General features: G+C 62.1%; 19 protein-coding genes. 7 read left to right on the top strand and 12 right to left on the bottom strand.

All coding sequences use genetic code 11. From position 1 onward, the window contains the following. Positions 1-17: 17 nt before the first annotated feature. The 4 genes from lpxK to AC515T_RS20565 all read right to left on the bottom strand — a co-directional run bounded on the left by lpxK (position 18) and on the right by AC515T_RS20565 (position 4,430). On the bottom strand, positions 18-1,028 hold the full coding sequence (gene lpxK, locus AC515T_RS20550) for a tetraacyldisaccharide 4'-kinase (protein ID WP_496529816.1): 1,011 nt from the start codon (positions 1,026-1,028) through the stop codon (positions 18-20). Further along, positions 1,028-1,456 (bottom strand): ExbD/TolR family protein, encoded by a 429-nt coding sequence (locus tag AC515T_RS20555; RefSeq protein WP_053123850.1) that lies wholly within the window; start codon positions 1,454-1,456, stop codon positions 1,028-1,030. Before AC515T_RS20555 ends, lpxK begins: the two co-directional genes overlap by 1 nt. Next, on the bottom strand, positions 1,453-2,088 hold the full coding sequence (locus AC515T_RS20560; protein WP_162491247.1) for a MotA/TolQ/ExbB proton channel family protein: 636 nt from the start codon (positions 2,086-2,088) through the stop codon (positions 1,453-1,455). Before AC515T_RS20560 ends, AC515T_RS20555 begins: the two co-directional genes overlap by 4 nt. Positions 2,089-2,183: 95 nt before the next feature. Continuing rightward, entirely contained in the window at positions 2,184-4,430 is a 2,247-nt protein-coding gene (locus AC515T_RS20565) for a DNA internalization-related competence protein ComEC/Rec2 (RefSeq protein ID WP_496529817.1), read from the bottom strand. Between the two features lie 144 nt (positions 4,431-4,574). Here AC515T_RS20565 and AC515T_RS20570 point away from each other — a divergent pair, with 144 nt between their 5' ends. Continuing rightward, positions 4,575-5,090: a DUF2062 domain-containing protein gene (locus AC515T_RS20570; RefSeq protein ID WP_122565904.1), complete on the top strand. Its 516-nt coding sequence runs from the start codon at positions 4,575-4,577 to the stop codon at positions 5,088-5,090. Between the two features lie 174 nt (positions 5,091-5,264). Here the strand turns inward: AC515T_RS20570 and AC515T_RS20575 are convergent, their stop codons facing one another. From AC515T_RS20575 to AC515T_RS20590, 4 genes are all read right to left on the bottom strand, one after another. Beyond that, a complete protein-coding gene (locus AC515T_RS20575) occupies positions 5,265-6,044 on the bottom strand; it encodes an ABC transporter permease (RefSeq protein ID WP_053124195.1) in 780 nt (259 codons plus the stop codon). Positions 6,045-6,046: 2 nt separating this feature from the next. Further along, the gene (locus tag AC515T_RS20580; protein WP_122565905.1) at positions 6,047-6,979 is read right to left on the bottom strand and encodes an ABC transporter ATP-binding protein; all 933 of its coding nucleotides are present in this window, start codon (positions 6,977-6,979) and stop codon (positions 6,047-6,049) included. A 135-nt stretch (positions 6,980-7,114) separates the two neighbouring features. Then, on the bottom strand, positions 7,115-7,738 hold the full coding sequence (locus AC515T_RS20585) for a glutathione S-transferase family protein (RefSeq protein ID WP_496529818.1): 624 nt from the start codon (positions 7,736-7,738) through the stop codon (positions 7,115-7,117). A 44-nt stretch (positions 7,739-7,782) separates the two neighbouring features. Then, positions 7,783-8,442 carry a transglutaminase-like domain-containing protein gene (locus AC515T_RS20590; RefSeq protein ID WP_496529819.1) on the bottom strand — a complete coding sequence of 220 codons (660 nt, stop codon included), beginning with the start codon at positions 8,440-8,442 and terminating at the stop codon, positions 7,783-7,785. Positions 8,443-8,844: 402 nt separating this feature from the next. Here AC515T_RS20590 and AC515T_RS20595 point away from each other — a divergent pair, with 402 nt between their 5' ends. Beyond that, a complete protein-coding gene (locus AC515T_RS20595) occupies positions 8,845-11,292 on the top strand; it encodes an acyl-CoA dehydrogenase (RefSeq protein ID WP_496529820.1) in 2,448 nt (815 codons plus the stop codon). 103 nt (positions 11,293-11,395) lie between these two features. Then, positions 11,396-11,803: a PA2817 family protein gene (locus AC515T_RS20600; RefSeq protein WP_003204309.1), complete on the top strand. Its 408-nt coding sequence runs from the start codon at positions 11,396-11,398 to the stop codon at positions 11,801-11,803. Positions 11,804-12,042: 239 nt separating this feature from the next. On the opposite strand, the gene AC515T_RS20605 is transcribed toward AC515T_RS20600, so the two are convergent. After that, on the bottom strand, positions 12,043-13,041 hold the full coding sequence (locus AC515T_RS20605; protein WP_496529821.1) for a LysR family transcriptional regulator: 999 nt from the start codon (positions 13,039-13,041) through the stop codon (positions 12,043-12,045). A gap of 92 nt (positions 13,042-13,133) precedes the next feature. Between AC515T_RS20605 and AC515T_RS20610 the strand changes: the two genes are divergently transcribed. The 4 genes from AC515T_RS20610 (at position 13,134) to AC515T_RS20625 (ending at position 16,599) form a co-directional block, all read left to right on the top strand. Next, the gene (locus AC515T_RS20610) at positions 13,134-13,760 is read left to right on the top strand and encodes an alanyl-tRNA editing protein (protein ID WP_496529822.1); all 627 of its coding nucleotides are present in this window, start codon (positions 13,134-13,136) and stop codon (positions 13,758-13,760) included. Between the two features lie 553 nt (positions 13,761-14,313). Then, positions 14,314-15,537 (top strand): type II and III secretion system protein family protein, encoded by a 1,224-nt coding sequence (locus tag AC515T_RS20615; RefSeq protein ID WP_496529823.1) that lies wholly within the window; start codon positions 14,314-14,316, stop codon positions 15,535-15,537. Positions 15,538-15,593: 56 nt separating this feature from the next. Continuing rightward, positions 15,594-16,307 (top strand): tetratricopeptide repeat protein, encoded by a 714-nt coding sequence (locus AC515T_RS20620; RefSeq protein WP_496529824.1) that lies wholly within the window; start codon positions 15,594-15,596, stop codon positions 16,305-16,307. A gap of 22 nt (positions 16,308-16,329) precedes the next feature. Next, entirely contained in the window at positions 16,330-16,599 is a 270-nt protein-coding gene (locus AC515T_RS20625) for a DUF3613 domain-containing protein (protein WP_496529825.1), read from the top strand. A 774-nt stretch (positions 16,600-17,373) separates the two neighbouring features. Here the strand turns inward: AC515T_RS20625 and AC515T_RS20630 are convergent. Genes AC515T_RS20630 through AC515T_RS20640 form a run of 3 tightly spaced genes read right to left on the bottom strand, consistent with a single transcriptional unit; the run spans position 17,374 to position 20,792 of the window. Then, positions 17,374-18,339, bottom strand: coding sequence for a type II secretion system F family protein (locus AC515T_RS20630; protein WP_496529826.1), 966 nt, complete (start codon positions 18,337-18,339; stop codon positions 17,374-17,376). A gap of 27 nt (positions 18,340-18,366) precedes the next feature. Next, positions 18,367-19,353, bottom strand: a complete 987-nt coding sequence (locus tag AC515T_RS20635; RefSeq protein WP_496529827.1) for a type II secretion system F family protein — start codon at positions 19,351-19,353, stop codon at positions 18,367-18,369. After that, the gene (locus AC515T_RS20640; protein ID WP_496529828.1) at positions 19,350-20,792 is read right to left on the bottom strand and encodes a TadA family conjugal transfer-associated ATPase; all 1,443 of its coding nucleotides are present in this window, start codon (positions 20,790-20,792) and stop codon (positions 19,350-19,352) included. Before AC515T_RS20640 ends, AC515T_RS20635 begins: the two co-directional genes overlap by 4 nt.

Consider the following 20,792-nt stretch of genomic DNA (forward strand, 5'->3'; position numbering starts at 1 on the left):
CCCTGGGTAAAAGGTTTTTAAGGCACGAGCCGATCCGGTAACAGGCGCATCAACTGCGTATCGAACCAGTCCGCGAAGGCCGGCGACGGCGCGGCGTCCACCGCCAGGTACCACCAGTCGGGCGCGGCGAAGGCACGGCATTTGACCGCGTCTTTTTCCGTCATGACCACCGGCAGGGATGGCGTGAAGTCCAAGGCCTGGGCGCTGTATTCGGCGTGGTCGGCAAACCCGTGCGGTATTGGCCGCCAGTGTAGCGTTTCGAGGGTCTTGAAGAAACGCTGGGGGTTGCCGATGCCGGCCACGGCGTGCAGGGCCTGGCCGGGTGGAAAATGGTCGAGGGGACGGCGTTCGCCACTGGCCAGGTTCACCAGTTCGGTGGGGCGCAATTGGAAGGCGAAGCCGTCTTCGCGATCGGCACTGGCGCCGTTGTACAGCACGGCGTCGACCGATTGCAGACGCTCGACCGGTTCGCGCAACGGCCCGGCGGGCAGGCAACGGCGGTTACCCAGGCCACGGGCGCTGTCGATCAGCACCAGTTCAAGGTCCCGGGCCAGCCGATAATGCTGCAGGCCGTCGTCGGACAGGATCAGGTCCAGCGGTTCGCTCTCCACCAGTGCCTGGACCGCGCGGCTGCGATCGGGATCGATCATCAACGGCACGCCCGTGCGCTGGACGATCAGCAGCGGCTCGTCCCCCGCGACGTCGGCGCCCTGCTCGGCCCTGACCCGCCACGGCAGTTGCGGCGGCTTGGCACCATAGCCCCGGCTGACCACCCCAACCCGCAAGCCACTGCGCTGGCAGTGCTGGATCATCCACAGGATCAACGGCGTCTTGCCGGTGCCGCCGACCGTGATGTTGCCCACCACCACCAACGGCACGGGGGGCTGGTAGATCTGGCCTTCACCCGCCAGGAAACGCTCGCGCTTACCCACCACCACCCGCCGATACAACCACTCCAGCGGCCGCAGCAGGGTCAGGGCCGGGTGGCCTTCATACCACGCGGCAAGCAATCGATCGGACATGGCCATCAGGGTGCGGGCGCCGCCTCGACCGTGGTCATGCGCAGATGGCTGAAACCGAGCTTGCCGGCCGCGTCCATGGCGGTGATCACCGATTGATGAGGGGTCTTGCCGTCGGCACTGATGGACAGCGGCAGGTTGGTGTCGCCGCCGGACTCTTTCTGCAGGGCCTCGATCAGGCTGGCCAGGTCGCTCTTGGGCAGCAACTGGTTGTTCACCGAGAACGCCCCTTCGGCGCTGATGGTGACTTCCAGGTTCTTCAGTTGCTGGTCTTCGGCCGGCGAGCCGCTGACGGCTTGCGGCAATTCAACCTTGAGCTGGGTTTCCCGGGTGAACGTGGTGGTCACGACGAAAAACAACAGCAGGATGAACACCACGTCGATCAGCGACGCGAGGTTGATCTCGATGTTTTCCCGTGGCTTGCGGCGGAATTTCACTGCTTGCCCCCAGCCAGATCCACATCACGGTCACCCTGCACCACCTCGACCAGCTTGATGGCTTCCTGCTCCATGCCGACCACCAACTCGTCGACGCGGCGTTGCAGGAACCGATGGAAGAATACGGCCGGAATACCGACCATCAGACCCGCGGCGGTGGTGATCAGGGCCTTGGAAATCCCCCCCGCCAGTACCGCGGCATTCGTGGTCATGCCGGAGCCGGTAAACGCGCTGAAGATGTCGATCATGCCCAGCACCGTTCCCAGCAGGCCCAGCAGCGGGGACATGGCGGCGATGGTGCCCAGGGCGTTGATATAGCGTTCCAGTTCATGGATGACCCGGGCGGCGGCCTCCTCGATGCACTCCTTCATGATCTCGCGACCATGCTTGGAGTTCGCCAGGCCCGCAGCGAGGATTTCCCCCAGCGGCGAACTGGCCCGCAGCTCCTTGAGCTTGTCCTTGTTCAGCTGCTTGTCCTTGATCCAGACCCAGACCTGCCCGAGCAAATGCTCCGGGGTCACGCGGCTGGCCCGCAGGGTCCACAGGCGTTCGGCAACGATACCCAGTGCCGCGATGGAACTCAGAATGATCGGCAACATCATCCAGCCGCCGGATTTGACCAATTCCCACACAGTGACTGCCCCCTCGAAAAAGTGCGCCACTTTATCACACAGACTCGCCTTGCAGACCCGCCCCACCGATAAGCGCTTCAGCCGATTGCCCTGGATCAATGTTGCCCCGGTGGCCCGACGGCGGGCGGATCGCGCCAGTAGCGTCGGTGTCCGGCCTCGGTGCGCGGCAACTCGAACGCGCCCAGTTGCAGACGAATGGCGCCCTGCTCGGCGCTGTCGTAGATCGCCAGGCCCGAGCGGCGGTACCGGGCCATCACCTGAGGATGGGGATGCCCGAACGCATTGCCCTGCCCTCGGGAGATCAACACCGAATGCGGTTTGAGGCGCGACAGCAACGCCATCGACGACGAACTGCGGCTGCCGTGATGAGGCGCGGCCAGCCATTGGATCGGTAGCGCCAGGGCTTCGTCGAGCAAGGCGCGCTCGGCAGGGGTGTCGATGTCGCCGCTCAACAGCAGGCGCTCGCCACCGGCCTCCACCAGCAAGACACAGGACTTCTGGTTGCTTTCGACCGCAGATGCCCAGCGCCACAGCTCGAACCCGACCCCGTCCCATTCCCAGCGCCTACCGCTGTCGCAAGGCCCGGCCTGCAGTTCACCGGGCAGCGCTTCCGGATCGCCGCTGATGACTTGCGCCGTCGGCAGTCCCTTGCGCACGGCTTGGGCACCGCCGGCATGATCGGCGTCGGCATGGCTGAGGAGCATCAGGTCCAAGCCGTGCACACCGAGTTTGCGCAAGGTCGGCAGCACCACGCGCTCGCCCACATCGGCCTCGCCAAAGCGCGGCCCGGCGTCGTAAAGCAGACTGTGATGGCGGGTGCGGACCAGCACCGCCAGCCCTTGGCCCACGTCCAGTTGCCAGATCTCGGCGTGCCCTTGCGGCAGGTGTTCTCGCGGTGGAAAGACCATCAGCAACACCATCGGCCAGCCCAGCACGCGCAGCGGCACGCCCTTGGGCAGTAGCAGCAAAAAAGCCCCTGAAGCGGCAATGCCCAAGGCCCATGGCGGGACCGCAACAGGCACCCAGGCGGGCATTCGTCCGGCAATCAGCCCCAGCCCTTTGAACAACAGATCGAGCAACCCGCCGGCGATCCACAGCAGCCCTTCACCCACGATCGGTACTGGCAACAAGGCCGTGCCGAGCAGCGCTGGCGGCAAGACCAGCAGGCTGATCCAGGGCACCGCGAGCAAGTTCACCAGCGGCCCGCTGAGGCTGACCGGCAAGCCCACGATCAACAGCAACGGACACAGACCAACCGCAACCAGCCACTGGGCACGGGTCCAGGTTTGCCACCAGCGCCAGGGCCCCAGGCGAGCGCCAAAGGTGAACATCAAGATGGCGACGGCCGCAAACGACAACCAGAACCCTGGCCGCAGGCTGGCGAGCGGGTCGAACACCAGCACCCCGACGAAGGCCAGCAGCCATGCCCACCCCGGATCCGGCTGTTTGAAACGCAAGCGCCACAGCAACACCAGGCCAATCATCGCGCAGGCCCGTCGCACGGGCACCTCGAAGCCGGCGAGCAAGCCGTAGCCCAGGGCGGCGCAAAAGGCCAGCGCACAGGCCCAAGGCAACCACGCCAGCCCTGCCGGCCATAGGCCATAACGTGCCGCGCCGGCCACCAGCAAGTACACCAGGCCGGCGAGCAGACCGATGTGCTGCCCGGAGATCACCAGCAAGTGGACGGTGCCGGTGTCTTGCAGAACCTGCCAGTCCTCGCGACTCAGCCCGCCACCGTCGCCCAGGACCAATGCCGCCAGCGCACCGGAGCGACCGTGGGCGTCGACCTGCGCCAGCGCCTGGCGCACCTCGTCACGCCAGGCACCCCGGGCCGCTTGCAGGAGGTGACCCTTCTTGATCGTACCGGTCGCGCCGATGCCGCGGCTCAACAGCCAGGCGGCATAGTCGAAGCCGTGGGGGTTCAACAACCCGGCGGGCCGCTTGAGCTTCACCGCCAATCGCCAGCGTTCACCGCTGTTGATGGGCGGGCCACCGAACCAGGCGAGACGCATCGTGGTCGGTAATCGGGTACGACGTGAATGGGCATCGGCCAGTTCGAAGCGCACCACGCCGTCGCCCTGTTGCGGCAAACCGACGACACGCCCTTCGACCCAGCGGGTTTCTCCATCCAGGGTGGCGGGTAATCGATTGTCCAGCGCAAACTGCGCCGACAGGCAGGCCCAGGCCAACCCGAACAGGAAAAAACCCAGCGGGTAGGTTCGAAACGGCAACACCATCAGCGCCAGCACCGGCATGGCTGCAACCAGCCACAACGGCGGCAGTGCCGGTAGAAAAATCGGGGCCAACAACCCCAATGCAAGCGCGACTAACCCTGTGCGCATAACCCGTCCTTGAGAGTGCCCTCTTCAGGCATAGACGGTTCGCGGCACCGCTGGCGTTATCAATTGTCACAAAGTCTGAATCTGCCCGCCGTAGAATCCAGACATACTTGCGGCCTTACTGCGTTGAACCGACCGAGAAGCCTTATGCCCCGGCGCCTATTCAAACGTTACATGCCAGACCCAGAGAGCATTCGGGAACATAAATCCTTACGTTTTCTTGGCACTCTGCTGCACGATCCCAACCTTTGGCACCTCAATCGGCACTCCGTGGCCCGGGCGATGGCGGTTGGCCTGTTTGCCGCGTTCCTGCCGATCCCGTTGCAGATGTTGCTGGCCGCCGCGTTGGCCGTCACGGTGCGCGGCAATATGCCGATTGCGGTGAGCCTGGTGTGGCTGACCAATCCGATCACCATGCCGGCGGTGTTTTTCTGCACCTACCAGACCGGTGCCTGGCTGATGGACGTGCCTGCCCGGACACTGCCCGAAGAACTGACCTGGGAATGGATCAGCGGCCAGTTGTCCACTTTGTGGCAGCCGTTCCTGCTCGGTTCGGTGGTAACCGGCCTGGTGCTCGGCGCCCTGGCCTACTTCGTCACCATGAGTTACTGGCGCTGGTGGGTGACGCGACAGTGGAAGCGGCGCAAGAAAAGCCGGATGTGAGATGCAAAAAAGGCCTCCTGGGATGGAGGCCTTTTTTGTGGCCACAAATCTGCGACCTCATGAAGATCAATGTGGGAGCGAGCTTGCTCGCGATAGCGGTATGTCAGTCAACAGGTTATTGAATGATCTGACGCCATCGCGAGCAAGCTCGCTCCCACAGGGGGTCAGTAAAGGTTAGGTGCGCATGCCGCGCCCGCTGACCAGCAACCGCGCGCAGCCGATGTAGAGCACCACGGTTGCCACCAGCATGAAGGTGATGGCGATGCTGATCTTGATGTCCGACACCCCGAGGATGCCGTAGCGGAACGCGTTGACCATGTGCAGCACCGGGTTGGCCAGGGACACGGTCTGCCAGAACGGAGGCAGCAGCGAGATCGAGTAGAACACCCCGCCCAGGTAGGTCAGCGGCGTGAGCACGAAGGTCGGGATGATCGAGATGTCATCGAAGTTGCGCGCAAACACGGCATTGATGAAACCCAGCAGCGAAAAGATCGTGGCCGTGAGCACCACCACCAATACCGTCACCCCCAGGTGATGCACCTGCAAATCGGTGAAGAACAGCGACAGCAGGGTCACGATCAGGCCCACCGCCAGGCCGCGCAGCACCCCGCCCAAGGTGTAGCCGATGAGGATCGTATGGGGCGACACCGGCGAGACCATCAGCTCTTCGATCGAGCGCTGGAACTTGCTGCCGAAGAAACTCGACACCACGTTGCCATAGGAGTTGGTGATCACCGACATCATGATCAGCCCCGGCACGATGTAGTCCATGTATGTGAAACCACCCATGTCGCCGATCTGCCGGCCGATCAGGTTACCGAAGATCACGAAGTACAGAACCATGGTGATGGCCGGCGGCAGCAGGGTCTGCGGCCAGATCCGCATGAAACGCCGGACTTCACGGTAAACGATGGTATTGAGGGCGATGAGGTTGGGGCGTAGTTCGGAACTCATGCTCATACCGCCACCTTCGCCAGATTTTTCTCCACCAGGGACACGAACAACTCCTCGAGGCGATTGGTTTTGTTGCGCAGGCTCAGCACTTCAATGTTTTGCAGGGCCAGTTGGGTGAACAACCCAGTAATGCCCACGGCTTTGTCGACCTGCACTTCCAGGGTGTGGCTGTCCACCAGGCGGGCCGGATAGCCAATGAGCTGGGGCGCGGTCTTCAGGTCGTGTTTCAGGTCCAGCAGGAAGGTTTCCACATGCAGTTGGCTGAGCAACTGGCGCATGCTGGTGTTCTCGACAATAGTGCCGTGGTCGATGATGCCGATGTTGCGGCACAACTGCTCAGCCTCTTCCAGGTAATGGGTGGTGAGGATGATGGTGATGCCTTTCTGGTTCAGCTCGGTCAGGAAGCTCCACATCGAACGGCGCAGCTCGATGTCCACGCCGGCGGTCGGTTCGTCGAGGATCAACAGGCGCGGCTCATGCACCAGCGCGCGGGCGATCATCAGGCGACGCTTCATGCCGCCGGACAGTGAACGGGACGGCACGTCACGCTTGTCCCACAGGCCTAATTGGGTCAGGTACTGCTCGGCGCGCTCGTTGGCGACCTTCGGCGGGATGCCGTAGTAACCGGCCTGGGTCACGACGATGTCGAAGGTCTTTTCGAACTGGTTGAAGTTGAATTCCTGGGGCACCACGCCGATGCAGCGCTTGAGGGCGGCGGGCTCGCGGTCCAGGTCATGACCAAAGACATTCACCGTGCCGCTGGTCTTGTTCACCAACGTGGAAAGAATGCCGATGGTGGTGGATTTGCCGGCACCGTTAGGGCCGAGCAAGGCGAAGAAATCACCTTCGGCGACGTCCAGATCGATACCACTCAAGGCCTGGAAACCGTTGCCGTAGGTTTTGGTTAGCTGCCGGATGGACAGAGCGGAACTCATATCGGATTACGCACCAAGAAGGGAGGGAAGAAAAGGATAGATAAGGGCGGGCGGCGAGCAATGCAACACAGCGCACGAAGGCAATGGTGCTTGGCGTCGCCGCACAAGTACAGTCAAGCGTGTTGATAGTAGGTATTAAGTCAACGCGGTCATGACGGCTTTGCGGTAGGCCGGGCGCTGCTGCAACCGCGCGTACCAGGCCTGCACGCCAGGTCGCTCGGCGCGCTGGATGGGCATCTCGAACCAGGCATAGATGAAACTGCCCAGGGGAATGTCACCCATGCCGATTTCATCACCTGACAGGTAAGGTTGTTCACTCAAGGTCTGTTCGACCATGGCCAGCAAATCGTCGCACTCCTTGATCGCCGCATTGATGGCCGCCCAGTCCTGTTGTTCGGCCGGGGTGCGCAAGACGCCCCAGAACACCGTGCGAAACGGTGCGGCGAAGCTGGACGTGGTCCAGTCCATCCATTTTTCAGCCAGGGCCCGTGCCTGTACGTCAGCGGGATACCAGGCCGAACCCGACGCATGGCGAGCTGCCAGGTAACGCACGATGGTGTTGGACTCCCACAACACAAAGCCGTCGTCCTCGATCATCGGTACGCGGCCATTGGGATTTTTCGCACGGTACTCGGGCGTGTCCACCACACCGAACGCCCCGCCCGCATCGATGGCCTCGTAAGCCAGCCCCAACTCTTGCGCGCACCACAGTGCCTTGCGCACATTCGATGAATTTTTCCGGCCCCATATCTTCAGCATCACGGCGTCCTCGATGGATAAATGCCGCAGCAGCATACGCCGGATCAGGCGCGACTCAAATCGCCCTGCATGTCGCCGAGCAAGAGCGGTACTTGCTCGTCGAACAGGTGCGGGTAGCACTTTTCCAGGTGTTCGAAGAAGAATACCTCGGGCACGTCGGCGAACTGGCCATGGTCGGTGATGTACTCCATCAGCTTCGCCCCTTGCCGATTGAACGGGTGGAAGACGCTGTCGTGGCGACCGTCGAATTCCAGCGGGGCGACGTCGAACAACGCGCACAAGCCCTGGTTGAAAGCCGGCGTGGCCTTGACCCAGCGGTCGTTCAGGTACAGCTCGGTATAACCGTGCATGGCGAACACATCGCTCCTGAGCAATTCCAACAGTCGCGGGGTGGACAGGTGATTGCGCACATCCGCCAGGCCGATGCGCGCCGGGATGCCACAATGCCGGGCGCAACCGGCCAGCAAGGTGGCCTTGGGCACGCAATAGCTTTCACCTGCAGCCAACGCGTAACTGCCGCGCAGGGTCGCCGGGTCGCGACTGAACGTATAGGGGTTGTAGCGCACCGCCTCACGCACGGCGTAATACAGGCTGACCGCCTGGGCCAGCGCGTCGTGTTCGGTGCCGCGGTGGGTTTCGGCGAAGTCGATGACCGCGGGGTGATCGCTGTCGATGAACGGGCCGGGGTTCAGGTATTGCTGCATAAAAGGAAAGCCTCTGGAGAAACATCACCGCGGGTAATGCCGAACCAGATCCTTGTGGCGAGGGAGCTTGCTCCCGCTGGGCTGCGTAGCGGCCCCCAGCTTTTACGGTTGCTGCGCAACCGAGCGGGAGCAAGCTCCCTCGCCACAACAGGGGTTGGTGAACTGGCATTGGGAAACCACGAGTTTATCCACAGCCCCGGCCCAGCGATAACGGCATTCCGGCCAAACAATGGCGTTTTCTCACCTTGTTAACGAACGATTTCCCAAGGCTGTTGCCAACCAGACTGGCGCAATGCAACCAGGGTTTCCCACGAAATCAATCACATCGCGCTGACCACCGATTTTGCAGATGCCGTCTAAGCTCTGAAGGTCGGTTTTGCCTTGGTTCACGGAGGATTACATATGCTGTTGTTGTGGATACTGGTCCTGGTCGTCGGGATCGCCTGGCTGGCGCATCGGCGTACCGCCCCGCTGCCCGCGCTGGGTATCGTCGCGGTCTACCTGTTGGCCATGGGCATTTTCAGCCATGCGCCCGGCTGGCTGCTGCTGATCCTCTGGGTGATGCTCGCGGCCGTCGCGGCCCCGCTGCTGCTACCGGACCTGCGCCGCAAATATTTCAGCGCGCCGATGTTCGACTGGTTCCAGAAAACCCTGCCGCCCATGTCCGAGACCGAGCGCGACGCCATCGATGCCGGCACGGTGTGGTGGGACGGCGAACTGTTCAGCGGCCGCCCGGACTGGGATTTGCTGCTGGCCTACCCCAAGGTGCAACTGACCGAGGAAGAGCAGGCGTTTCTCGACGGCCCTACCGAAGCGCTCTGCGCGATGGTCAGCGACTGGCAGATCGGCCAGGCCATGGACCTGCCACCTGAAGCCTGGGCCCATATCAAGGAACACGGGTTCTTCGCGCTGATCATTCCCAAGGAATATGGCGGCAAGGGTTTCTCCGCCTATGCCCACTCCCAGGTGGCGATGAAACTGGCCACCCGCAGCGGCGACCTGGCCTCCACCGTGATGGTCCCCAACTCCCTCGGCCCGGCGGAACTGTTGCTGCACTACGGCACCGACGAACAACGCGACCATTACCTGCCGCGACTGGCCCGAGGCGACGATATCCCCTGCTTCGCCCTGACCGGGCCGCTGGCCGGCTCCGACGCCGGAGCGATGCCTGACACCGGCATCATCTGCAAGGGTGAATGGGAAGGCCAGGAAACCCTCGGCCTGCGCCTGAACTGGGAAAAGCGCTACATCACCCTCGGCCCGGTGGCCACCCTCCTGGGCCTGGCCTTCAAGGCGTATGATCCCGACCACCTGCTGGGTGACGAAGAAGACCTGGGCATCAGCCTCGCCCTGATTCCCACCGACACGCCTGGCGTGCAGATCGGCCGTCGTCACCTGCCCCTCGGCGCCGCGTTCATGAACGGGCCGAACTGGGGTAAGGACGTGTTCATCCCGCTGGACTTCCTCATCGGCGGCCAGGCCATGCTCGGCAAGGGCTGGATGATGCTGATGAACTGCCTGTCGGTCGGGCGCTCGATTTCCCTGCCGGCAGTGGGCACTGGCGCGGCGAAGTTCACCAGCCTGGTGACGGGCCAGTACGCCCAGGTGCGCGAACAATTCAACGTACCGTTGTCGGCGTTCGAAGGTATCCAGGAAGCCATGGCGCGCATCGGCGGCAACGCCTGGATGATGGATGCGGCACGCATGCTGACCGCCAACGCCGTGGACCTGGGGGAAAAACCTTCGGTGCTGTCGGCCATCCTCAAGTACCACCTGACCGAGCGCGGTCGCGAGTGCATCAGCCACGCCATGGATGTGCATGGCGGCAAGGGCATCATCATGGGCCCGAACAATTACCTGGGGCGCAGTTGGCAAGGTGCGCCGATCTTCATCACCGTCGAAGGCGCGAACATTCTGTCGCGCAACCTGATGATCTTCGGCCAGGGCGCCATTCGTTGCCATCCGTTCGTCCTCAAGGAAATGGCCCTGGCCACCCGTGAAGACAAGGATCAGGCATTGATTGAGTTCGATGCCTTGCTGCTCAAGCACATCGGTTTCGCCGTCGGAAACGCCGCCAGTACCCTGGTGCTCAACCTCGGCCTGGGGCATTTCGAGAAGGCCCCCGGCAATGCCTTGAGCCAGGGTTATTTCCGCGCCCTCAACCGGCAGGCCGCGGCATTCGCCCTGCTGGCGGACCTGAGCATGATGCTCCTGGGCGGCGAGCTCAAACGCCGCGAGCGCTTGTCGGCCCGCCTGGGCGACGTCTTGAGCAACCTGTACCTGGCGTCCGCCGCGCTCAAGCGTTATCACGACCTGGATTCGCCGGACCACATGGCGCCGCTGTTCACCTGGGCCATGGAGGAAAGTCTCGGCCAGTCGGAACGTGCGCTGGATGAATTGCTGAGCAACTTCCCGAACCGGGTACTGGGTTGCCTGTTGCGCCTGGTGGTGTTCCCCTTCGGCCGTCGTCACAAGGGCCCGAGCGACAGGCTCGACGCCGAGGTGGCCGCAGTCATCGGCCGGCCCAAAGGTGACCCGACCCTCGAAGAGTTGCTGCAGGGCTGCTATCGCCCGCAATCGACCGACGATCCAGTGGGTGCCCTGCAACACGCCGCCGATCTGCTGGCCGCCGCCCATCCGCTGCACAAGAAATTGCACGGTGCGCTCAAGCAGGGCCATCTCAACCCGGCGCCTGGCGAACCCCTCATCGATGCGGCCCTGGAGGCCGGCGTGCTGCAAGCCGGTGAAGCGCAGACCTTGCGCGCGGCCGAGGCGGCGCGGCGCAAAGTCATCGACGTGGATGATTTCGATAAGGCCGAACTGACGCTGGCGCAGGACAAGGTCCGTTGATCCTGACGGCCAGCTACACTTGTTAGCTATAACTCTTCACCTATAAAAGCGGGCGCAAGGGCTTTATACTCCTGCGCCCGTTTTGCTCTTGAGGACTTATCTCGTGTCCAATGTCGTTGCCGATCACCTTGTCTTGCTTGACCACTTGCGCAGCATCCTGGTCGCCGTGGGTGAGGCCGAACAGGTGCCCGAAGAAAGCCACGCCTTGTTCCTGGAGCGCTTCGACGAGTTGCGCGCGCAATTGCCCGTCGACCCGATCGAAAGCCAGTACCTGGGCCAGGACCTCCTGTGCCAGGTGATCGTCCGTTACCCACAGATTGCCCACCTGGTGCCTCGTGACCTGCTCTGGTACTTCGCCGGTGACTGCCTGCACTACATGCCCGACGAAGAAATCGCCCTGTACCAGGCCCTGGAAGAACGTCGTTTCGAAGCCGAGCAGAACGACGAGCCTTTCGACTGGAACCAGGAAAAGCAATTGCTGGCGATGTCGGACCAGGACAGCAAGCACTGATTGCGATCCGTCATGCAAAAGGCCCGCACGGTTAACCCGGCGGGCTTTTTTTTGGCCTTGCCGAAGTGTGTCGCCTGGGCGGGCCTCATCGCGAGCAAGCTCGCTCCCACACTGGTTTACGGCTGATCACAAGATTCATGCGCGCCGCAGCCCACTCCCACACTGGTTGGTGATTGATCACAAGATTCATGTGTACAGCAGACCTCCTGTGGGAGCGAGCTTGCTCGCGATGGCGCCCGTCAGAACAACCCATCACTCTCTGGCAACTCATAGTGCGCCGCGACCTTGCTGGAACGCGCCCCTCCCCCCACCTTGTACAAGGTCGGCTCCTTCGCCAGGCATTCCACCAGATAATCAATGAACACCCGCAGCTTCGGCGGCAGATAACGGGTCGGCGAATGCAGCAACCACAAGCCACCTTGATACGAAGCCAGGAACGTCCAGTCGGCCAACACCTGCACGATCAACCCCTGCTCCAAGGCATGACGGGCGGTGAAATACGGCAGACTGCCAATACCGATGTGCTGCAAGACCGCCCCCAACCGCACCCCCGTGTGATTGGCCGCGTAGCGCCCGCGCACGCCTACGGTGACCGATTTGCTGCCTTTCTTGAATTTCCAGCGCGCGTCATTGGGCGTTTCTCCCAGGTAAATGCAACTGTGCTCCAGCAAGTCGTGGGGATGCGTGGGAACACCATGCTCTGCCAGGTATTGCGGCGTGGCGCAGAGCAGGTGGTCAATGGTCAGCAACTGACGCCCCACCAGCCCGGCTGATGGTTGATCGGTAATCCGGATGGCCAGGTCGACGTGATCATCGATCAGGTCGACCTGCCGATCCTCCAGGAACAACTCCACATCGACCTTCGGATAGCGACGCAAAAATTCAGGCATGTGTGGATGAATCACGAAACGCCCCACCGCCTTGGGCACGCTGACGCGGATGCGCCCTTGCGCTTCCTGGGTGAACTGACCGCTGATTTCCATCACCGACCGCGCGGCGGCGACCATCTCCTGGCAGCGCTTGAACACCTCTTCGCCGCCATCGCTCAAACGCAACTTGCGGGTGGTGCGCTGCAGCAATCGGGTCGCCAGGGCTTTCTCCAGGCGAGAAATGCTGCGGCTGATGGCCGACGGCGATGAGCCTGACTGGCGGGCCGCTTCGGAAAAGCTGCCGGTCTCCACAACCTTGACGAAGATGGCCATTTCGGCGAGCAACGGCAACGGTAAATTTGTGCTCATGGCGCAACAGTCCTTTGAGATTTGAACGGATTATCACCAAATTCAGCACATCTTATAATCGCGACAGGAAAATTCTGATAAGGATATGGAACATGACGCTTCGCCTCTTTTTCCATAGCGATGACCTCAAGGCCAATGTGGAAGTCCTGGATTGCAGCCGCCAGGAAAACGAATTTGCCGTGGTACTGCACGCCACCCTGTTCCACCCCCAGGGCGGTGGTCAGCCTTGCGACACCGGATGGATCGGCGACAGCCAGGTACTGCGCGTCGTTCAGGACGGGCAACAGATCATTCATTACGTCGACCGCCCAGTGGCCCCGGGCATGGTCGAGATCCTCGTGGATGAGCAACGGCGATTGCTGAATTCGCGCTTGCATTCGGCCGGGCACCTGATCGGCCATTTCGCCGAAAGCCGTGGCTGGAAGCCGATCAAGGCCCATCACTGGCCCGGCGAAAGCCGCGTGCAGTTCCAGCCGGGGGAGCACTCTGAAGAACTGGACACATCGATCATCCAACAGGGTATCGATGCATTGATCGCCGAGGACCTGCTTCGCCAGGTCGCACTTCGCCAAGGCATCCGGGAAGTCGGCTTTGGTGAGCTGACGGCCTATGGCTGCGGCGGCACCCATGTACGACGGCTGCAAGAACTGGGAGCTGTCACCATTGCCTCGCTTTCACAGAAGAAAGGAACGTTGTCGGTCCACTATCACGTGGACTGACGCCCGCCTTAGCCTGCGGTCTGAATCGCGATTCGCAGGCCGACTCAATTGGATCAGCCCAAGATCCTTGCGTCGAGAACCTCGATCGGCGGTGTTCCGCGCCCCGGATAAAACAAAATATACCGTGTCTTGCCACATGATTCGTCAGCGGACAATCGCAAGGAAAGACGGATTATTGACGCACTCTTGATCGATTTCTCCCACCCGTCAGCTTTTAGTCATTTTTTTGTCCTGGAGCGTGGCGCTTTGCCATGTTTGGTCTAACGTGAAACAGAAGCGAGGACGGGGCCGGTAAAAGGTGCCTCAAAGCGACCTGATCGATACCGTCACTGCCCTCGACAAAACCCGGATATTCCGGGGTTCAGAAAGGTTATTCGCAAGCTGCCTGTCGTTCAGTCGGGCCGGTGTAATGCGCCCGTTTGCTGGTAGCGACGCGGCCTGAAGCCGGCATTCATGAAGGATCTGGCGAGATGGAAAGGGGCAGCCCGGGCCTCTTAAGTGATCCGAGGCATCTGGCAAGCCTAGGGAAGGCCTCTCTATTGAGGATCACTTCATGACCCAGCGCACCGCACCCGTTTTAAAACATTTCATTCATGGCCTGTTCTGGATGGGCCTTGGCCTGGATGCGGCCCAGGCCGCAGCGGCAAACTGTTCGCAACTGGACAATTTGCCGGCGACCTTCGAGGTCGGCCAAGGGCTCCAGAGCGAACTGCGCATCCTCGCCCCCGTGACGAAGTTGGCCGTCGGCGACCCGAAAATTGCCGATGTGCAACCCAGTGGCAGCGATGCCTTCATCCTCACGGGCCTGGCGCCCGGCGCCACGAGCCTGATGGTCTGGACCGACTGTTCGAAAATACCGCGCCAGAGCATGGTCTTTGTCAAAGGCCGGGCCACTGAGGCGCTGACGGGCGCTGCGAGCATGCCTTCCGAAGACCCGATGTTGCTCGCCCAGGTGCAGACCGACATCCGTTTCGTTGAAGTCAGCCGGACCAAACTCAAGGAAGCCTCGACGTCGATTTTCGGCAGCCGTGGCAATTTCCTGTTCGGCTCGCCAAGGACCATGCCCACCATCGGCGGTGTTGTCCGGCCTTCATTGCCGGTCAATAACGACATGTTCAACTTGTCTTTCGCCACCGGTAAGACCCTGTTGATGATCAACGCCCTGGAGGGCAGCGGTTTTGCCTATACCCTGGCACGGCCGAGCCTGGTGGCCCTCAGCGGGCAGAGCGCGAGCTTCCTGGCCGGTGGCGAAGTACCGATCCCGGTGCCCAGTGCCGGCAGCGACAACGTGTCCATCGAGTACAAGGAATTCGGCATCCGCCTGACCCTGACGCCCACCGTCATCGGCAAGAATCGCATCGCCTTGAAGGTGGCGCCGGAAGTCAGTGAGCTGGATTTCACCAACGCGGTGAATATCGCCGGGACACTGGTGCCGGCACTCACCGTGCGCCGTACCGATACCAGCATCGCCCTGGCCGATGGCGAAAGCTTTGTCATCAGCGGCCTGATCAGCACCCGCAACAGTTCCCAGGTGAACAAGTTTCCAGGGCTGGGCGACGTGCCGATTCTCGGCGCGTTCTTTCGTGACAACGCCATCAATCGCGAAGAGCGCGAGCTGCTGATGATCGTCACGCCGCACCTGGTCCAACCGTTGGCGGCCGACGCGCAACTGCCGAGCTTGCCGGGTGAGCAATTGCGCAACTACGACCCGAATTTCTACCGCATGTACTTCCTCGAAAATGGCGAGTTTGACAACCGCAGCGGGCTTTCCCAATGAGCCGGCGCCTGATGTGCAAGGCGTCCAATGTCCAACGGTTCGCCAAGGGGTATTCCATGAAAACAGTGATCGCATTAACGGCGACTTTGATGCTGGTCGGTTGTGCCAGCAACGGTGTGGTCGCGTCACGCCCGGCCGATTGCGCCAAGCCCGGAGCCGACCAGGAGCTGGCCTTGAACATGGCGGAAGACATGGCCAACGAGGGTCGTTTATATGCCAGCCTGGCGAACCTCGAACGCTTGCCCGAGGACTTGGTCCAGGTCCGCTTGCGCAAGGCTCGGGTGCTGCGCCTGATGGGCCGAAACGAGGCCGAATCGTTGTACAAAAGCCTGCAGGGGACTTGCCTGGCCGCTGACGGTGAACATGGCCTGGGTCAGTTGGCGGCCGCCAGGAATGACAACGCGGCCGCGACGCAATATCTCGAACACGCCGCGAAAATGGCTCCGACCGAAGGCAAGATCCGCAATGACCTGGGGGTTGTCTACCTCAATCAACGGCGTATTTCAGAAGCCCGCTTCGAGTTCATGACCGCCATGGAGCTCCAGCAGTCCGATACGCTGGCCGCGCTCAACATGGTGACCCTGCTGATTTACCAGGACAACTGGAAGCAGGCCGCCGAGCTCGCGAACATGGCCAAGCTCAGCCCCCAGCAAGTGGCAGATGCCCAGGCCCGTGCGGAAAGAATCAGGGGCGCGGCACCTCAGGCAGTGACATCACCCGCCAACCGCCTGACCGAGGTCGTCGATGCTTCAACCGGCGCGGTCCAGTAGAGCGTTACGAGGAGTTCAAGAAATGATGAGCAAACATTTGATGATCGTGTGCATGGTGAGCCTGTCCACCGCCGCCTGGGCCATTGAACCAGGCCCCTCCTCAGCCGCACAGCAAGGCACCGAGAACTGGATGCAATTGCAGATTCGCGGCGTGGTGGCCTCCACCAACCTGCAAACCGCCTCGGCCGCCGAGCGCGAGATGGCCATGCAGCGTTGGCTCAACAGCTTCACCTACCCGATCCCGGAGTTCTTTGACCAGGACTCGGGTGGAGAGATCACCAGTAGCAAATGAAACACGCGGGAAACGAAAGACCGCAGCCTTCGGCAGTGCCTACATTTGATCCGATGTAGATGCTCCCGGAGGCTGCGGTCTTTTGGCTTGAACGATCGGCAGATCACAGGCGTGAACCTGTGGGAGCAAGCTCCCACAATGGTGCAGAGCCGCCGCAAAGAGCCGGGGCTGCTACGCAGCCCAGCGGGAGCAAGCTCCCTCGCCACAGGTGTGGTGTGTTGCTTGGAGTGATCAGGAGATGGGCGCCGGAAAACCTGTGGGAGCGAGCTTGCTCGCGATGGCGGACTGGCAGTCAGCACCTTCATTGACTGACCCACCGCTATCGCGAGCAAGCTCGCTCCCACAATGGAGCAGAGCCGCCGCAAAGAGCCGGGGCTGCTACGCAGCCCAGCGGGAGCAAGCTCCCTCGCCACAGGTGTGGTGTGTTGCTTGGAATGATCAGGAGGTGGGCGCCGGAAAACCAGTGGGAGCGAGCTTGCTCGCGATGGCGGACTGGCAGTCAGCACCTTCATTGACTGACCCACCGCTATCGCGAGCAAGCTCGCTCCCACAGTGGTGCAGAGCCGCCGCAAAAAGCAGGGCTGCTGCGCAGCCCAGCGGGAGCAAGCTCCCTCGCCACAGGTGTGGTGTGTTGCCTGGAATGATCAGGAGGTGGGCGCCGGAAAACCAATGGGAGCGAGCCTGCTCGCGATGGCGGACTGGCAGTCAGCACCTTCATTGACTGACCCACCGCTATCGCGAGCAAGCTCGCTCCCACAAGAGCCCCCCGCTGCCTTACATATTCCCGAAAGCCCTGAACACGCCAATCATGGCCGGGCCAATGGCGACCAGAAAGAAGCTCGGCCACAGGCAAAAAATCAGCGGGAAGATCAGCTTGGTGCCAATCTTGGCCCCCATTTCTTCCGCCGCCTGAGTCCGCCGGTCGCGAAACTCATCGGCGTAGATCCGCAGGGTATCGGCCACGCTGGTGCCGAAACGGATACTTTGCGCCAGCAGGCTGACCAGCCCCTGGATATCCTCCAGGCCGGTGCGCACGGCCAGTTGCTTGAGCGCCTCGGTACTGGTGATGCCCGCCCGGATCTGCGCATTGACCAACGCCAGTTCCTCGGCCAGTTCCACCTGACTGACCGACATCTCTTCAGCCACCCGTTCAATCGTCGTGGGCAGGGCCAGGCCCGACTCGACGCAGACCACCATCAGGTCCAGTGCATCCGGGAACGCGGCGCGCAGCCGGCCTTGACGTGCCTGCTTGCGTTTGCCGACGTAGATCGCCGGCAGCAGCCAGCCGATGCCCGCGATGAGGGCCACCGCCAGCAGCCCGATAGCCACTGAAACCTTGACCATCGGCAGCAGCAACAACGCAACACCGACCAGCAACAGCGGCAGCATCAGGCGCACGGCCCAATACATCTGCACCGCCGAGGCTGAACGATAACCGGCGTGGGTCAGCAAGGTCTGGGTGGCCGACGTGTGGGCCTGGTCGGTGGAAGCAAAGCGCTGGCCGACCAGTTCCAACAAGAGCTGTAGGTTACCGGGCGCCTCCTGCCCTGCGGCGTTGCCACCATAACCGCGCTTGATCAGCGCCAGGCGCCGCTGCACCGGATCCTGCAGGCCCAGCATCAATAGCAGGAGTGCGACGGCCGCCAGCACTGTACTGAGGCCAATCGCGGCGATGAACAACAGGCGTGCCAGCTCTTCGTTGCCAGTAAGCCGACTCAACAATCCGAGTAAAAAATCCATGACTGAAACCTCGCGGCGCAACAGCGCTTAAACCTGGATCCGGATGATCTTTCTTATCCAGAAAATCCCGATCAACATGGCGCAGAACGCGCCAATGATCAGCTTGTGCCCTATGGGGTCATTGATCAGCACCGGCATGTAGCTGGGGCTGGTGAGCACGATGGCGATCGCCAGCACGAACGGGATCGCCACCAGCACCCAGGCCGACATCCGCCCTTCCGCCGACAGTGTCTTGATCTTGCGCTGGAACCGGAAACGCCCGCGAATCAAGCGGCTCAGACGCTCCAGTACCTCGGTCAAATTGCCGCCGGTCTCGCGATGGATGAGGATCGACGTCACCAGCATCATCACCGTCATGCTCGGCATCCGCTCCAGCAGCCCGAGCATGGCCCGGCGCACGTCGTTGCCGTAGTTGATGTCGGAAAAGGTCATGCCGAACTCCTGGGCGACCGGTCCTTTGTGCTCCTCGGCGACCAGCCGCAGGGTTTCATTGAACGGGTGCCCGGCGCGCAAAGCCCGGCACATGGCGTCCAGCGCATCCGGCAAACCTTCCTCGAACGCGGCGAAACGCTTGTTGCGGTCACGCAGGATTTTCAGCACCGGCACCCAGGTCACTGCAAAGGCCGCCAGCAGCGCCATCCACCAGACCGGCGAGACCATCAGCACCAGGGCACCCGCCGCCGCCCCCAGAACCAGGCCAAGCAGCATCACCCGATAAGCCCGGTATTCATGGCCGGCCTGTTCGATCAGTTGCGTCAGGTTGGCCATGAACGGCAGCTGTTCCAGGCGGGCTTCCAGGGGGGACAGGCGCGTCAGGTACTTCTGCCGCAACACGGTCTGCATGTTGGGCAGGTGGTTGGCCTTCTCCAGCACATGCAGGCGTCCGCGAATACGCTTGCGCATCTTGCCGGCTTCACCGAACACCGGCACCACCACGCCCTGGGACAGCAGGAACACGGCGATGAACACCATGCCAAGGAAAACCAAGATGAACTCACTGGGGATATTGTTCATGACGTCCGGCCCTCCATCCACTCAGGGCGAAACAAGGTCAGCGGCAACTCGATGCCGCGCTTGGCCAGCACATCGCGAAAGGCCGGGATCATGCCACTGAGCCGATATTCGCCAAGTACCTCGCCGTGCTCGCCGATGCCCTGGCGCACGAAGGAGAAAATTTCGGTCATGGTGATGACCTCCCCTTCCATCCCGTTGATCTCTTGCATGCTCACCACGCGTCGCTTGCCGTCTTCTTGACGCTCCAGTTGGATCACCACATCGATGGCCGAGGCAATTTGTTGACGCATGGCCTTGATCGGAAACGTCGCCCCGGTCATCGACACCATGTTCTCGATTCGCCCCAGCGCATCCCGTGCGGTGTTGGCGTGAATAGTGGTCAGCGAACCGTCGTGGCCGGTGTTCATCGCGGTGAGCATGTCCATCGCCTCGGCACCGCGCACCTCACCGATGACAATGCGGTCCGGGCGCATGCGCAGGCTGTTGCGCACCAGTTCCCGCTGGCTCACCTCGCCGCGCCCCTCGATGTTCGACGGCCGGGTTTCCAGGCGCACCACGTGGGGCTGTTGCAGTTGCAGCTCGGCCGAATCCTCGATGGTGACGATGCGCTCGTTGTGGGGGATGAAACTGGACAGCACGTTGAGCATGGTGGTCTTGCCGCTGCCGGTCCCGCCGGAGATCAGTACGTTCAGGCGCCCGCGAACAATGGCCTTGAGCAACAAGGCAATGGCCGGGGTCATGGTGCCGACCTGGATCAGACTGTCGGTGTTGAGCAGGTCCACGGCGAAACGCCGGATCGACATGCTCGGACCGTCGATGGCCAGCGGGGGAATGATCGCGTTGACCCGCGAACCGTCCTTGAGCCGGGCGTCCACCAGCGGCGAGGACTCGTCGATCCGTCGGCCCAGGCTGGAGACGATGCGGTCGATGATGTTCAGCAAATGCTGGTCGTCACGAAAACGCACGTCGGTACGTTGCAACTTGCCGAAGCGTTCGACATAGACCGAGGCAAACCCGTTGACCAGGATGTCGGACACGCTATGGTCGGCCAACAGCGGCTCCAGCGGCCCGAGGCCGAGCACTTCGTCGGTGATCTGCTTGATGATCAACTGCCGGCTGGCCGTACTCACCGGTGCCGAATGCTCCTCGAGCAGGCGCTGGCAGATATCGCGTATCTGCCGCGCGGCCTCGACCTGTTCAAGGGCATCGAGCAACGACAGGTCCATGACCTTGAGCAGTTGCTGGTAGATCTTTTCCCGCCATTCGGCCTCCACCGGGGTGACCTGGCTGCGGGTTTCATACAGCACGTCGGGGATGGCCTGCTCCCAGGCCATCAATGCGTCCGTGGGGTCCGGCAAGCCGTCGCCGGGCTGGACGCCCGCTGCGGCGCCAGGTTTGGCGGGCTGTTTGCGCAAGCGGTTACGAAAGTCGCTGATCAT

It is taken from the genome of Pseudomonas sp. FSO-7 (genome assembly GCF_059579345.1).

Coding starts and splice junctions, on each gene's coding strand:
- lpxK (WP_496529816.1), bottom strand. CDS start 1,028: ATGGCCATGTCCGATCGATTGCTTGCCGCGTGGTATGAAGGCCACCCG.
- AC515T_RS20565 (WP_496529817.1), bottom strand. CDS start 4,430: ATGCGCACAGGGTTAGTCGCGCTTGCATTGGGGTTGTTGGCCCCGATT.
- AC515T_RS20570 (WP_122565904.1), top strand. CDS start 4,575: ATGCCCCGGCGCCTATTCAAACGTTACATGCCAGACCCAGAGAGCATT.
- AC515T_RS20575 (WP_053124195.1), bottom strand. CDS start 6,044: ATGAGTTCCGAACTACGCCCCAACCTCATCGCCCTCAATACCATCGTT.
- AC515T_RS20580 (WP_122565905.1), bottom strand. CDS start 6,979: ATGAGTTCCGCTCTGTCCATCCGGCAGCTAACCAAAACCTACGGCAAC.
- AC515T_RS20585 (WP_496529818.1), bottom strand. CDS start 7,738: ATGCTGAAGATATGGGGCCGGAAAAATTCATCGAATGTGCGCAAGGCA.
- AC515T_RS20590 (WP_496529819.1), bottom strand. CDS start 8,442: ATGCAGCAATACCTGAACCCCGGCCCGTTCATCGACAGCGATCACCCC.
- AC515T_RS20595 (WP_496529820.1), top strand. CDS start 8,845: ATGCTGTTGTTGTGGATACTGGTCCTGGTCGTCGGGATCGCCTGGCTG.
- AC515T_RS20605 (WP_496529821.1), bottom strand. CDS start 13,041: ATGAGCACAAATTTACCGTTGCCGTTGCTCGCCGAAATGGCCATCTTC.
- AC515T_RS20610 (WP_496529822.1), top strand. CDS start 13,134: ATGACGCTTCGCCTCTTTTTCCATAGCGATGACCTCAAGGCCAATGTG.
- AC515T_RS20615 (WP_496529823.1), top strand. CDS start 14,314: ATGACCCAGCGCACCGCACCCGTTTTAAAACATTTCATTCATGGCCTG.
- AC515T_RS20620 (WP_496529824.1), top strand. CDS start 15,594: ATGAAAACAGTGATCGCATTAACGGCGACTTTGATGCTGGTCGGTTGT.
- AC515T_RS20625 (WP_496529825.1), top strand. CDS start 16,330: ATGATGAGCAAACATTTGATGATCGTGTGCATGGTGAGCCTGTCCACC.
- AC515T_RS20630 (WP_496529826.1), bottom strand. CDS start 18,339: ATGGATTTTTTACTCGGATTGTTGAGTCGGCTTACTGGCAACGAAGAG.
- AC515T_RS20635 (WP_496529827.1), bottom strand. CDS start 19,353: ATGAACAATATCCCCAGTGAGTTCATCTTGGTTTTCCTTGGCATGGTG.
- AC515T_RS20640 (WP_496529828.1), bottom strand. CDS start 20,792: ATGATCAGCGACTTTCGTAACCGCTTGCGCAAACAGCCCGCCAAACCT.